The sequence below is a fragment of the Mesonia mobilis DSM 19841 genome, from assembly GCF_000423405.1.
In the GTDB taxonomy this organism is placed as follows: domain Bacteria; phylum Bacteroidota; class Bacteroidia; order Flavobacteriales; family Flavobacteriaceae; genus Mesonia; species Mesonia mobilis.
The window spans coordinates 192225-205912 of the sequence record NZ_AUHX01000005.1; the positions used below are offsets into that span (position 1 = coordinate 192225).

13 protein-coding genes are annotated in these 13688 nt (G+C 34.4%); 11 read left to right on the forward strand and 2 right to left on the reverse strand.

Annotated elements, in window-relative coordinates:
• Window positions 1–109: 109 nt before the first annotated feature.
• Window positions 110–868 (forward strand): glycosyltransferase family 2 protein, encoded by a 759-nt coding sequence (locus G551_RS0105295; RefSeq protein WP_027884573.1) that lies wholly within the window; start codon window positions 110–112, stop codon window positions 866–868.
• Between the two features lie 9 nt (window positions 869–877).
• On the opposite strand, the gene G551_RS0105300 is transcribed toward G551_RS0105295, so the two are convergent.
• The gene (locus tag G551_RS0105300; RefSeq protein WP_027884574.1) at window positions 878–1642 is read right to left on the reverse strand and encodes a lipopolysaccharide kinase InaA family protein; all 765 of its coding nucleotides are present in this window, start codon (window positions 1640–1642) and stop codon (window positions 878–880) included.
• A gap of 91 nt (window positions 1643–1733) precedes the next feature.
• Between G551_RS0105300 and G551_RS0105305 the strand changes: the two genes are divergently transcribed.
• From G551_RS0105305 to G551_RS0105345, 9 genes are all read left to right on the forward strand, one after another.
• Window positions 1734–2846, forward strand: coding sequence for a glycosyltransferase family 4 protein (locus tag G551_RS0105305; protein WP_027884575.1), 1113 nt, complete (start codon window positions 1734–1736; stop codon window positions 2844–2846).
• On the forward strand, window positions 2846–4024 hold the full coding sequence (locus G551_RS0105310) for a glycosyltransferase family 4 protein (protein ID WP_027884576.1): 1179 nt from the start codon (window positions 2846–2848) through the stop codon (window positions 4022–4024). The genes G551_RS0105305 and G551_RS0105310 overlap by 1 nt, the downstream gene beginning before the upstream one ends.
• Before the next feature lie 5 nt (window positions 4025–4029).
• Window positions 4030–4893: a glycosyltransferase gene (locus G551_RS0105315; RefSeq protein WP_027884577.1), complete on the forward strand. Its 864-nt coding sequence runs from the start codon at window positions 4030–4032 to the stop codon at window positions 4891–4893.
• A 13-nt stretch (window positions 4894–4906) separates the two neighbouring features.
• Entirely contained in the window at window positions 4907–5962 is a 1056-nt protein-coding gene (locus tag G551_RS0105320) for a glycosyltransferase family 4 protein (RefSeq protein ID WP_027884578.1), read from the forward strand.
• Between the two features lie 342 nt (window positions 5963–6304).
• A complete protein-coding gene (locus G551_RS0105325; RefSeq protein ID WP_027884579.1) occupies window positions 6305–6865 on the forward strand; it encodes an L-threonylcarbamoyladenylate synthase in 561 nt (186 codons plus the stop codon).
• 1 nt (window position 6866) lies between these two features.
• Complete coding sequence (locus G551_RS0105330) at window positions 6867–8309, forward strand: CCA tRNA nucleotidyltransferase (protein WP_027884580.1); 1443 nt, start codon at window positions 6867–6869, stop codon at window positions 8307–8309.
• The gene (locus G551_RS0105335; protein WP_027884581.1) at window positions 8302–9324 is read left to right on the forward strand and encodes a COX15/CtaA family protein; all 1023 of its coding nucleotides are present in this window, start codon (window positions 8302–8304) and stop codon (window positions 9322–9324) included. Before G551_RS0105330 ends, G551_RS0105335 begins: the two co-directional genes overlap by 8 nt.
• A 27-nt stretch (window positions 9325–9351) precedes the next feature.
• On the forward strand, window positions 9352–9864 hold the full coding sequence (locus G551_RS0105340) for an IS1096 element passenger TnpR family protein (protein ID WP_027884582.1): 513 nt from the start codon (window positions 9352–9354) through the stop codon (window positions 9862–9864).
• A gap of 157 nt (window positions 9865–10021) precedes the next feature.
• Entirely contained in the window at window positions 10022–11080 is a 1059-nt protein-coding gene (locus tag G551_RS0105345; RefSeq protein WP_027884583.1) for a nucleoid-associated protein, read from the forward strand.
• 543 nt (window positions 11081–11623) lie between these two features.
• Here the strand turns inward: G551_RS0105345 and G551_RS0105350 are convergent.
• On the reverse strand, window positions 11624–12691 hold the full coding sequence (locus G551_RS0105350; protein ID WP_027884584.1) for a hypothetical protein: 1068 nt from the start codon (window positions 12689–12691) through the stop codon (window positions 11624–11626).
• Between the two features lie 91 nt (window positions 12692–12782).
• Here G551_RS0105350 and G551_RS0105355 point away from each other — a divergent pair, with 91 nt between their 5' ends.
• Window positions 12783–13688: an ABC transporter ATP-binding protein gene (locus G551_RS0105355; protein ID WP_027884585.1), complete on the forward strand. Its 906-nt coding sequence runs from the start codon at window positions 12783–12785 to the stop codon at window positions 13686–13688.

The window sequence follows — 13688 nt, forward strand, 5'->3', positions numbered from 1 at the left end:
TCAGAATTAAAAAAAACTTGAAATTTGACGCAACTTTTCAACAGTGAGCTAATCTATATATTGTAGGCTATGCATTGCTGAATTGTTATAAATATACAAATAAAACCTTTTGAAAAAACTTACAGCTTTAATACCTGCAGGTAATGAAATTCATAATATCGAAGAAGTAATTTCTTCAGTAGACTTTGCTGATGAGATTCTTGTGGTAGACAGTCTAAGCAGTGACGGGACTTACGAAAAAGCTGTAGAACTTGCAGATAAGGTCATACAACGTGAATATCATTATTCTTCCTCTCAAAAAAATTGGGCAATTCCCCAAGCGAAACACGAATGGATACTTTTGATCGATGCCGATGAACGTGTTACTCCAGAATTAAGAGAAGAAATTCTAAGCATACTCAAAAACCCTCCTACAGACGATACAGTTGCTTATTGGATAGGCCGAAAAAACCATTTTATGGGAAAACCCGTAAACCATAGTGGTTGGAAAAACGATAAAGTTATTCGACTATTTAAAAGAGATTTTTGTAAATACGAAGACAAAAAAGTACATGCTGAAATTATAGCAAAGGGTAAGGTTGGGAAACTAAAACATAAATTCTATCACAATACCTATATCACTATCGATAAACATTTAGAAAAAATGAATCGTTATGGATGGTGGCAAGCGAGTGATTATGACAAAAAAGTAGGTAAACTAACCCCTTATCATTTTGTAATTAAACCAATGTGGAGCTTTTTTAAGCATTATATTATTCAAGGTGGTTTTAGAGATGGTGTCGTAGGACTAACCATTAGCTACATACAAAGCTATACCGTATTTATGCGTTTCGTAAAAGTTTGGTTGCTTAGAAGGGATCGAAAGTAAAGTGTTGATTTACTTTTTCCAGAATTTTATCTTTTTTTTGATTTTACGTTTCCTGTGAAATTTTTGCTGAAATTGCTGCGTTTCACTCCACATCATTTGATATACTTTTAAATAATCTTCCCCTAAACATTGCGCATATTCATCACTCATCGTTTCTATAATCGACTGTTTATCGGTTAGCCTGGCAAAATTTTTAATTCTGTCTTTAAAAGATAACGGCTTAAAATCCATCCGGTTAAGATCGACTAAGTAAAATTTATAATTTCCCTCCTCTTTTTTTATAAGTGTATTTCCCGGTGAATGATCTAAAAACAATACTTGATTTTCGTGTAACTGAAAAGTAAAGCGAGTAAATGCACGCAATATTTCTTCGTGATCTGGAATATCGAAGTTATGCGTTAAATCTCGAAATGTATAATCTGCTTTTAAATGTTCACTTACATAAAAGCTTTCTTTGAATAATGAAGCACTAGGATATTCAAAATAAGCAATAGGATCTGGAGTACCTAAATCTAACTCTTGTAGTTTTTGAGCATATTCAAAAGATCTTCTGGCTTTACTTTTTCTAAAATGCTTATAAGCAACTTGATTCACTAAATTAGGAATCTTAAAAGATTTGATATTAAGCACCAGGTCTTCTCCTTCAACAGGAAATAACTTAATTACATTTCGATCTCCATTACCTAATTTCTCTCCTTCTTGCTGAAAATTCTCAATTTTTTGCTGAACAAAAGAACTTAGGTAATTGTATTTTTCGCTATAAACTTCAACCATACTGCAAAAGTATATTTTTAAACTTACAAAATTTAAACTTCGGTAGGTATTAATATAAATTTGGTTATTTTGCATCCAATTCTAGTAATACATGAGGTTAATACAATTTACAGCTGCCGATGGTTGGCGAGGTCACGAACAGAAAATTATTTATTTATACGAAGCTTTTAAAGCTTTTGGCTACGTAGAAGATCAGTGGATTGTATGCCCTAATAATTCTGAAGTTTACAAACGAGCTACTGCCAAAAATATGCAGGTTATCGGTTTCGATTTCAAGTCTGAATACGACTTTAAATTCGCCAAAGAATTTAAAAAAATCGCTAAAGATAAAAATGCCGATATCGTATTTTTGCATAGCAGCAAAGCACAAACTCTCGCGGTACTCTCTTCTTTTATTTACCGAATGAAAACTCCGCTTGTACTTTGCCGCACATTAATTAGACGGGTAGATACTAATTTTCTTAGAAAATGGAAATACAATTACAATGGCATTAAAAAAATAATTTGTGTTTCACATCCGGTGGTCGATGTTTTAAAATATGCCGTAAAGGATCATCGTAAATTATGTGTGGTCGGGAGTGTTACCGATATCAATAAATTTCCACATCAAGAACCTACCGGAAAATTACGCAAAGAATATGGTATTGATAATTCGCTTCCTATTATTGGGAATATCGCCGAATTTACCGGGTTTAAAGATCATCATACCTGGGTAAAAACTGTTGCTATTTTAGTAAAAAAACATCAACTTCAGGCTAAATTTATTTTAGTAGGCAAAGGCGCTTTAAAAGAAGAAATTCGCAACTTGGTAAAAGAACTTGATTTAGAAGATCATATCATATTTGCCGGCTTCAGAAAAGATATTCCAGAAATCTTACCCGATTTTGATCTTTTTATGTTTACCTCTAATAACGAACCTACCGGTGGCGTTTTACTTGAATCGTATGCTTGTAAAGTTCCTATCGTAGCTGCAAACGCCGGCGGAATACCAGAAGTGGTGATCGATCAAAAAACCGGACTTCTAGCTGAAGTAGGCAATCCTGAAGATTTTGCCGATAAAGTGATGCAGTTACTTGCAGACCAAGCACTACAAGAAAAGTTTAAAGAAAACGGTTATCAATATTTAATCGATAATTTTACCAAAGATGTTATTGCCAAAAAAATGTTTGACGAATTAAATGAAGTGGTAAAAAATAATCGCTAATGAATATTCTTTTTTTTACAAATGAGTATGCACACCCTAATTTACCGGCTGCCGGTGGAGTGGGTTCTTTTTTTAAAATTATGGCAACTCAACTTGTTAAAGAGGGTCATAGCATTAAGATTTATGGCTTTTCAAAGAAAAAACATCATTTTTTTGATGGTCAAATTGAAGTTGAATTTTTCAAGCAATACAATAAAAAATTTCCTCTTGCAGAATTAGGTCGCTCGTTAAGTTCTAAGCTAAATAATCAAAAACTAGAATATTATTGGCTAAAAAAAGAGCGTAAATATTTAGCGAAAAAACTCAAACAATTTGCATTAAAGCATCATATAGATATTATTCAATCTTTTACCTTTAATGGCTTCACAGCATATTGGGATAATAGTATCCCACTAGTTACCAGATATCACGGCTCACGTGGATTTTGGAATCACTTTTTGGGTCATACCGGGAATGAATTGAAAATTCAATTAGAAAAAAAAGCTTTACAACAAACATCTTATACTGTTGCGAATTCTCACTTTTCAAAATCATTTATCAAAAAGTATTATGATGTTGAAGTAAAAAAAGTCATTCATAATGGCATTAATACCGAAGTATTTAAACCAATAAAGCAACAAGAAAAAATACCGCAATCAATATTTTACTTTGGTACTTTATCAGACGCCAAAGGTGTAGACCGATTAGCAAAAATTTTTAATAAAGTTCATGAAAAATTTTCTGAAGCTTCACTTCATATAATTGGCAAAAACGAAAATTATTTCAATAATCTCAAAACAGAAGTAATAAATAAAAATGGTAAAAGTAGTGTCAACTATTACGGTCATATTTCTTTATTAGATTTACCCAAACATATTGCTAAAGCTGCATTAGTAATCGTTCCTTCGAAAGGTGAAACTTTTGGCTTTACAATTGTTGAAGCTATGGCTTTAGAAAAGGTCACAATTGTCTCTAACATACCGGTAGCAAAAGAGATAATTACTCATCAAGAAGACGGTTTTATAGCTAATACCGATGAAGATTTTATAAATCATATCTCTGAAGTTTTTCAAAATCCAGAAGCATTTTCACAAATGGAAAATAAAGCTCGAGAAAAAGTAATAAAGAATTTTTCACAAGAACTAATGGTGAACAACTCCTTTAAGTATTACGAAGAAATTTTAGCGGAGAAAAAATAAAAACTATGTTTCAGCATTACCTCATTACACGATTTAACCTAAAAAAAGAAGGTTGGAACACTTCTAAAAATAATATTCCGGTGTTAACCGAAGAATGGTTAGAAAGACGCTTTAAGTTGTTCGAATCCTTTTGTTTTCCATCGGTTAAACATCAAAGCAATCAAAATTTCACTTGGTTGGTTTATTTTGATGTAGATACACCTAAAACTTTTAAAGATCGAATCTTGGGTTTATCACTGGGTTACCCTAAATTTCAACCTCGTTTTGTAGAGAATATGCAAGCTTTTGTCCCTGCTATTCAAGAAGAATTAAGCAAAGTAACTGCAGAATATCTTATAACCAGCAGAATTGATAATGACGATTGTATTGCTTATAATTTTATAGCCGATGTGCAAAAACGCTTTGTAGAAAAAAATCATTGGGCTTTTGATTATGCCGATGGATTTACGCTACAGATCTCACCAAAGTTTCGTTTAGGTAAAAAGCGCCAACTTTGGAATCCTTTTATTAGTTTAATTGAAAAAAATAAACAGCCAAAATCTGTTTGGCAAAAAGGACATGCAGATTGGAAACTTGATCCGTTAGTTGAACGAATCAATGATAAAAGACTTTGGATGTCGATTATTCATCAAGAAAATAAAGTGAACGAATTTACGGGTTATGGTAAGGTTGCTGCAGCAGAATTGCAAAACTTTAAGATGAACGCCGAAAAAAGAGAAGAGATCTTAGAAAGTCTAGAAGCACAACCAAAATGGATGTTTCTAAGTATCGGTAATTATTTAGATACGCAATTTAAATGTATTTATAAAGATCTTAAACGTTCGATTCGACTTCGAAAAAAGAAGAAAAAACAAAAAACTGTTAGTTAAAAAAACAGAAATTATGAAAAAAGTCTTTTTAGAATCTCATAACCTTAAAAACCCTTATTTTGGTTTTGGCCAATTCAATATTCAATTACTAAAGGCTTTTAAAAACTTACCCAAAGAAGTACAACTTACCATACATTCTCCCAACATATTACAAGACAGAAAACAATTTGGGAATAGTTTTAACTACAAAAAATACTTTTCTTTTCGACGTTATGAAAATCTAAGAATTCGAAAAAAATACGATTTATGGCATTCATTAAATCAAAATACTAAGATCGAGCCCTATCATGACATTCCTTATTTATTAACCGTTCACAATACCGTTTTTCCCGAACAAAAAACACATCCCAACCATATTCGTTTTCAAGAAAAGCTTTTAAAAAGTAAAGGCATTACCTACATTTCAGAATTTGCCAAAAGTTCGACTCATCAATATTTCGAAATTCCAGATGTGCCAGAATATGTGGTTTATAATGGTAATCCTATCCAAGAGTTGATGATTCCGACAAATTTCAAACCTAACATAATCCCTCATGAGCCTTACTTATTTTTTATTGGGGAGTTTGCTCCTAGAAAAAATTTAAAATGTTTACTTGATCTAATTGAAATATTGCCGGATCACAATCTAGTATTAGCCGGAAAAAACAACACTTCTTATGGCGAAGAAATGAGAGAAGTTATTCAGCAAAAAAAATTAGAAAACCGAGTTCACTTAGTTGGCAAAATTAGTGATACCGAAAAACAATTCTATTATAAAAATTGTGAAGCCTTTGTTTTCCCATCTTTAAGAGAAGGATTTGGCTTACCAATTGTAGAAGCCATGTTTTTTCAAAAACCAATATTTTCTTCCAACAAAACCTCATTACCCGAAATTGGACAAGATTTAGTTTTTTATTGGGAAAATTTTCAAGCAGAAGCTATGAAAGATGCTTTTGAAAACGGAATGAAAATTTTTAATACTAAAAAAGAATTTTATCTTAAAGCTTTAAAAGACAGAGCTCAATACTTTAGTTGGAAAAATGCAGCAGAAGATTATTTGAAAATTTATAATGAATTGATATACAACTAAATTATTTTTCTGAATGTGCGCAATCATCATAAAATGTTTCGTCATCCAGAACTGTCATCCTGAACGCAGTCGAAGTGTCGATTCAGGATCTTATCTAATTAGCTTTGATTTTTAGCATGATATGAGATTCTAAAATCGAAGATTCAACGGAGTTAAATAAATTCAGAATGATGCAGAGATTAATTATTACAAATAACAGATAATCAAATATTTTTCCCAAACTTCAAAAAAAAACAAATCCCAGATTTTATAACACGCAAAATTACTCCGGTATTTTAGAAGAATGTAGAGAAATTAATCACAACTTTGCAGAAAAAGTTTTTGACTATTTAAATATCTAAAATGATCGACGAAATTAACAATTGCCTTACCACTTTAAAACGTGGCGGACTCATACTCTACCCGACCGATACCGTTTGGGGAATTGGTTGTGATGCGACCAATGCCGATGCGGTAGATAAAATTTTTGCACTTAAAAAAAGAGCTGAAAGTAAATCTCTAATTTGTTTGGTATCCGATTTTAAGATGCTTAACCAGTACGTAGAAGAAATTCCTGAAGTCGCTTACGATATTTTAAAATACGCGGCTCAACCCACCACGATCGTTTACGACGATCCTATTCGCGTGGCAGAAAACCTTATTGCCGAAGATAATTCGCTGGCCATTCGCGTTTGTAAAGATAAATTCTGTAACCAACTTCTTAGAAAATTTAAGAAACCTATTGTTTCTACTTCTGCTAATATCAGCGGGCAACCGACTCCAAAATCTTTTCAGCAAATAAGTCCGGAAATTTTAAAAGGAGTAGACTATGTTGTAAATTTGCCCTCAGCTAAAAAAAGCGCTAAACCCTCTGTAATTATTAAATTGAGTTTAGACGGAAAAGTGCAAATTATCAGAAAATAAAATGCCTGAGGAGAATACTTACAAAGAAGCCTTATCACATAAAATTTTTGAATACATCAGCGAAGCCGCAGAAAATCTATCTCTAGAAACCTACGCTATTGGCGGGTTTGTACGCGATTATTTTTTAGAGCGTGGTGAAGCTAAAGATATCGATATTGTTGCGGTTGGCAGCGGTATTGCCCTTGCTGAAGAAGTTTCGAGACTTTTGCCACACCAACCCAAAGTACAAGTTTTTAAGACTTACGGCACCGCTATGTTACGTGCTTTTGATCTTGAAGTTGAATTTGTTGGCGCAAGAAGAGAATCGTATAACGAAAATTCTCGTAATCCTGAAGTTGAACAAGGTTCGTTGGAAGACGATCAAAACCGAAGAGATTTTACGATCAATGCGTTAGCACTTCAATTAAATAAAGAAAACTTCGGAAAACTGCTCGACCCGTTTAACGGATTAGAACACCTGAAACAGCAACTCATAAAAACTCCGTTAGCACCGGGTGTTACCTATTCAGACGATCCTTTACGAATGATGCGCGCTATTCGATTTGCGACCCAATTAGGTTTCAAAATTGAAGAAGCTTCTCTCGATGCGATTACCGAAAATCATAAACGCATTAAGATCATTTCTAGAGAAAGAATCGTTGAAGAGCTCCATAAGATTTTATCTTCAGAAAAACCTTCTATTGGTTTTGCGTTACTTAGAAAAACCAAATTGCTCCCGATTATTTTACCGGAGCTTTCTGCCTTACAAGGTATAGACGAAAAAGAAGGTCAGCGTCACAAAGACAATTTCTGGCATACCTTAGAAGTGGTCGATAATATTTCAGAGAATACCGATAATGTTTGGTTGCGTTGGGCAGCATTATTACACGATATTGGTAAAGCACCCACAAAGAAATTTCATAAAAAAATTGGATGGACGTTTCACGGCCACGAATTTGTAGGTGCAAAAATGGTGTTTAAACTTTTTAAGCGTTTAAAAATGCCGTTGAATGAAAAAATGAAGTTCGTGCAAAAAATGGTATTAATGAGCTCCCGCCCTATCGTAATTGCAGAAGATCACGTGACCGACTCTGCCGTACGCCGACTTATTTTTGATGCCGGAGATCATATTGAAGATTTAATGACGCTTTGCGAAGCAGATATTACTACAAAAAACCCGAAACGTTTTAAAAAATACCACAACAACTTTAAGATTGTTCGTCAAAAATTAAAAGAGGTTGAAGAGCGTGATCATATTCGTAATTTTCAGCCGCCTGTTTCTGGAGAAGAAATTATGGAAACCTTCAATATTCGACCTTCTAAAGAAATCGGGATGATCAAAAGTGCGATTAAAGAAGCAATTCTAGAAGGAGAAATCCCAAATGAATATAAAGCCGCACAACAATTTATGTTGAAAAAAGGAAAAGAACTCGGGCTAACAGCTAACAAAACTAATAATGTTTAGAAATACTGTAAAAATATCGCTCATTCTGGTGTATTTAGTCATCGTTGCCGGAGCGGTAGTAAGAATGACCGGCAGCGGAATGGGTTGTCCCGACTGGCCAAAATGTTTTGGGTATTACATTCCGCCAACCGAACAATCACAATTAGAATGGCACGCTCATCAAGATTACCAAAAAGGGCAAGTAATCATTTTAGACGAAACTTTGCAAGTTGCCAAGCAAAATTTTACCTCAGCCGAGGCTTTTCAAAAATCGAATTGGGAACTTTATACTAAACACGATTATGCCATTTTTAACCCAACACATACTTGGGTAGAATATATTAACCGATTGGTGGGTGCTTTAGCAGGTTTAGCCGTTCTCTTAATGGCTATTCTTTCGATTTGGAAATGGAAAAAGAATAAAAAAATTACGCTTCTCGCCTGGTTTACTACTTTTTTAATGGGCTTTCAGGCTTGGCTTGGCGCCACGGTAGTTTATTCGGTTTTGGCTCCGGTAAGAATTACACTACATATGGTGGTTGCACTCATTATTGTTGCCGTGATCTTATACATTTTATATCTAGCAGGAGAAAAAAATACCTCAAAAAAATACCTGGCTTCTTTTAGAAATTTGGTGATTTTTTCGGCGGTTCTTACGCTTATTCAAGTAGTTCTTGGTACAGAAGTTAGGCAATTTGTAGACCTGCAAGTAAAACAATTAGGGTACGAAAAAAGCTTATGGCTCGAGGATCCTAACCTACAATTTTACATTCATCGTAGTTTTTCATTTTTAGTATTATTTGTGAATCTGTTGATCTGGTGGAAAAACAAAAAACATCACTTAAGTTATTCGCTTACCAACTGGGTGATTGTTTTAATTTTAGCTGAAATTGCCACCGGAATTTTGATGTATTATTTAGATTTCCCATTTTCGACACAAGCATTACATTTAGTGATCGCTTCGGTATTGTTTGGTGTTCAATATTATCTAATTTTGCAGACCAACAAGGCGAAGATTCAATTGAAAAAAGCCTAACTTTGCAGCCCTAAATTTTTAAGAATTATGATTTATAAATTCAGAATAGTTTTAGATACTTTAGATGACGTTTTTAGAGATATTGAGATTGAAGAAAGTGCGACTTTAGAAGATCTTCATAATTCGGTAACGCAAGCTTTTGGTTTTGATGGTACAGAAATGGCCTCATTTTACTTAACCGATGAAGAATGGAACCAAGGTGAAGAGATCGTTTTGTTTGATATGAGCGAAGGGATGAACTCGGTTAGAATGATGAATGAAACATCGCTAGATTCTGTAGTCGACGAGAAAAACACCAAGCTTATTTATGTATACGATTTCTTTAGTATGTGGACGTTCTACGTTGAACTTGCAGATGTTACTGAAGCTGAAGACGGTCGCGATTATCCTAACTTGATGTTTGCGCACGGACAGTTACCCGACAGCCCACCGGAGAAAAATTTTGAAGCTGAAGAAACAGAACTGGAAGATGAATTTGGTGAAGATGATGTAGATTTTGAAAATCTAGATGATTACGATTTTGACCAAAACTGGAATTAATTAACAAACCGCTTTTGCATTAGGGATAGCAGCGGCATCCTTTTTTGTTTTGTCAAAACTTCTCGACTCCGCTCGAAGTGACAAACAAAAAAGATATAGCGAATAGCCCGACCCGACCTAAGGAGGGAAATGCCCTAATTAACTTAAAAAACCGACTATGATTAATTTATATAATGCCCAAATTGAATCGCTTTCTATTCACCGAGTTGGGAATAAAAGTAGAAATGAAGGGGTTTTCTTATCGGAGCAGCCTTTTGCTTTTAACGATGAGATGAACGCGCTGTTGAAGGAATATTTCTTGAAATCTTTTCGGGAGAAAGAAGAAAATTACTATCAATTTTCGCACGAGACCGATTTGGAGTTTCACGATCTATATGAAATTGCTTCAACTGTTTTTTCAGACCCAAGCACGGTTCACGAGCAATCGAAGAAAATTGCTCAGTTGCTTTTTAATGAAGGGAAGCACCCACATATTAAAAGTGGTGAGTTATACGTGGTGTATTTTGAAAATGCTTTGCTCGATAATGAAAAAGTAGAAGCGATCGGAATTTTTAAATCTGAATTAAAACACGATTTCCTACAGTTTGAAGAGAAATCTTCTAATCTGGAAGCCGTACTTCAGCAAGGTGTGAACTTGAATAAATTAGATAAGGGCGCGCTAATTTTTAATAAAAGTAAAGAGGAAGGTTACAAGATCTTATCGGTAGATTCTAACCGTTACGATACTAAATATTGGTTAGAGCAATTTTTAGGCGTCGATATTTTTGCCGATGAAAATTTCAACACGAAGAGTTACCTAAAATTTTGTCAGAATTTCGCGAAAGACGTGGTTTTGCCTGCGGAAGATAAACAACAGGAAGTGATGTTTATGAACCGAGCGGTGAATCACTTTGCGAAAAACGATAAGTTTGAAGAAAGTAGCTTTTTAAATGAAGTGATGGAAAACCCGGAGTTGATACCAGAGTTTAAGCATTATAAAACAGAGAAAGCTCCTCAATATAAAATTGAAGATCTAACAGAATTTCCTGTATCGAATACCGCGGTTTCTGCTGCGCGTAAAAAGATTAAAAGTGTAATTAATTTAGATACGAACGTTCAAATTAAAATGGACTTTGTAAACTCTGACAGTGCTGAAAAATTTATCGAAAAAGGATGGGACGAAGAGCGCCAAATGTATTACTACTTGGTGTATTTCAACAAAGAAGAGAAAAAATAAAACGAGTTCCGTTGAAAGATTAAAAAGGATTTAGAAGTTGAGGCTTTTAAATCCTTTTTTTATTTCTTACTGATTTTTTTTTTGAAACAGGATGATTAGAAACAGGAACCACGATGTTTTCGATTTCTACTTCAGTTTCAGTTTCAACTTCAAACTCAAAAAAAGTTCCTTCCCTTGAGGGAAGGTGGCTTATAAAGCGATAGCGGAGTAAGTCGGAAGGGTGTTTCACTTACTGATCGATTTGAAACAGGACGTTTTGAAATAGGAACCACGATGTTTTCGATTTCTATTTCAGTTTTTTTGAGGATGCGATGCTGTTTCTCGACTCCGCTCGAAATGACCTCAAGTTCAGCATGACGATAAAATATTAAATTTTAAAACGTCCCTTCCCTTGAGGGAAGGTGGCTTATAAAGCGATAGCGGAATAAGTCGGAAGGGTGGTTTTACTAGCTGAATTTTATTTTGAAGCAGGACGGCTAGACAAAGGAATCAAAATGAACTCAATTTCAATTTCGACTTCAGTTTCAACTTCAATCTCAAAACTTAAAACTCCATAATCTCTTTTGAATTGGTATCGACGTAATTTCGTTTTACAAATTCGAGTGCGGTTTTTAAAATTCCGCCCATACTTCGAGCACGTTTAAACTTGATGTCTTTAGAATATTCAACAAGATCAAATTTTAATTGTTTTAAATTCTCTTTGGTTGAAATATGATCGGCCGTCATACAAGCAATTAAAAGCTTGAAACGCTTTTGGCTGGTAATTAATCGTTTTGCCATTTGGGAGCGTTCTTCTTTTCGGTATTGCTCGATAGAAGATTCTTCTAAATGCGTGGTGACCAACTTCACCATCGGGTAATTTTCTTTGAAAAACTGTGGTCGATACACTTTTAAATTTCCTTCGTAACATTGCTGATCAAAATCGATCGCTCTAATTTGATAATCGACGTGATCAAAATCGTGCGTAGGGATAATCACATAATTATACGAACGCATATCGCCTAAAAGCCGAATAGTACAACGTTCGTTGAATTTCACAAATTCTTTCGCGATGAGATTCTTGGTGTATTCGCTACAGCTTTCTAATTGTTCTTCAATAAAAACATCTCCGGGTATTCCGGCAATATGTGCTTCGATTAAGGTGTCTTTGTAGAGTAAAAAATTAATTCGATGTGGCGATAAAATATGCTCTAACTCTAAACCGTAGATTCGAGAAGCATCGGCTTTCTTCACATAAAAATAGGTGAAGTTATCATTAAGTACATTTCTAACTTTTATACGAAAGGGTTTCGAGTTTCCGAAGGTGCAATAATCGATCGCATCGACATTTAAAAACTGAAATGCATCGTCACTCCCATCAGAATGTAAAATGGTATATACCCGTTTTAAGCTGTTATCAATTTCGGTACGTTCGTGATCGGGATAATAGCAGCGCACCCAAAGCGTATCTTCATCGTGTTTGTTGTAAACCACAATAGAGCCCGAAAAACGAAGTAAATCGTCGTAAAAGACCGGTATTTTAGTGTATCGATTGAATTTTGTTAAGTATTTGCTCAATTTTTCGGTGATCGGAAAAATGGGCTTTTTCTTAGACATCAGTTTCTCTTCCATAGCGACAATTTAATAAAATTTAGAGAGTCAATTGCTAAACTTTGTAACAAAACCTCAACTTGGTCGTCACATTTACAAAACCAATACTATTTTGAATACAATACTACAAATTAATCGGCTTACGAAAAGATACGGTGCGCTTACAGCGGTCGATAATCTTTCATTCACCATAGAAAAAGGAAATGTTTACGGAATTTTAGGACCTAACGGAAGTGGAAAATCAACCACTTTAGGAATGGTTTTAAATGTGGTAAATAAAACCAGTGGAGATTTCCAGTGGTTTAATGGGAATGAAACTACACACGATGCCTTAAAAAAAGTAGGAGCTATTATCGAGCGGCCTAATTTTTATCCTTATATGACGGCGATGCAAAATCTTAATTTAGTCTGTAAAATTAAGAATGTAAAAAATGCTAAAATCGAAGAAAAGCTAGAGATCGTAGGTTTATTAGATCGAAAAAACAGCAAATTTAGTACCTTTTCTTTAGGGATGAAGCAGCGTTTGGCCATTGCCTCTGCCCTACTTAACGATCCTGAAATTTTAATTTTAGATGAACCGACCAATGGGTTAGATCCGCAAGGGATTCATCAAATTCGAGAAATTATTCGAAAAATTGCCGCTATGGGAACCACCATACTTTTGGCTTCACATTTATTAGACGAAGTTGAAAAAGTTTGTTCTCACGTAATCATTATTCGAAAAGGTGTGATGCTTTATTCGGGAAGCGTTGATGAAATGAATGCCAGTCACGGTTACGTTGAAATGCAAGCCAAAGACGATCAAGTATTACTTGCCGCATTAAAAAACCATCCTTGGTTTGAAAAAGTTTCTATCGATGAAGAAACCGGACTCACCAAAGCAATGCTCACCCAACCTATTGAAGCTGAAGAACTCAATGCAATGCTTTTTGAAAAAGGAATTGTGCTTTCTCATTTAGTGAAAAGAAAAGAGAGTTTAGAACAGCAATTTTTAGAACTAACCAAACAAAACGCCTAA

What these genes read in the sequence shown, in the direction of transcription:
- G551_RS0105300 (WP_027884574.1), bottom strand. Translation starts at nt 1,642, where the DNA reads ATGGTTGAAGTTTATAGCGAAAAATACAATTACCTAAGTTCTTTTGTT.
- G551_RS0105305 (WP_027884575.1), top strand. Translation starts at nt 1,734, where the DNA reads ATGAGGTTAATACAATTTACAGCTGCCGATGGTTGGCGAGGTCACGAA.
- G551_RS0105310 (WP_027884576.1), top strand. Translation starts at nt 2,846, where the DNA reads ATGAATATTCTTTTTTTTACAAATGAGTATGCACACCCTAATTTACCG.
- G551_RS0105315 (WP_027884577.1), top strand. Translation starts at nt 4,030, where the DNA reads ATGTTTCAGCATTACCTCATTACACGATTTAACCTAAAAAAAGAAGGT.
- G551_RS0105320 (WP_027884578.1), top strand. Translation starts at nt 4,907, where the DNA reads ATGAAAAAAGTCTTTTTAGAATCTCATAACCTTAAAAACCCTTATTTT.
- G551_RS0105325 (WP_027884579.1), top strand. Translation starts at nt 6,305, where the DNA reads ATGATCGACGAAATTAACAATTGCCTTACCACTTTAAAACGTGGCGGA.
- G551_RS0105330 (WP_027884580.1), top strand. Translation starts at nt 6,867, where the DNA reads ATGCCTGAGGAGAATACTTACAAAGAAGCCTTATCACATAAAATTTTT.
- G551_RS0105335 (WP_027884581.1), top strand. Translation starts at nt 8,302, where the DNA reads ATGTTTAGAAATACTGTAAAAATATCGCTCATTCTGGTGTATTTAGTC.
- G551_RS0105340 (WP_027884582.1), top strand. Translation starts at nt 9,352, where the DNA reads ATGATTTATAAATTCAGAATAGTTTTAGATACTTTAGATGACGTTTTT.
- G551_RS0105345 (WP_027884583.1), top strand. Translation starts at nt 10,022, where the DNA reads ATGATTAATTTATATAATGCCCAAATTGAATCGCTTTCTATTCACCGA.
- G551_RS0105350 (WP_027884584.1), bottom strand. Translation starts at nt 12,691, where the DNA reads ATGGAAGAGAAACTGATGTCTAAGAAAAAGCCCATTTTTCCGATCACC.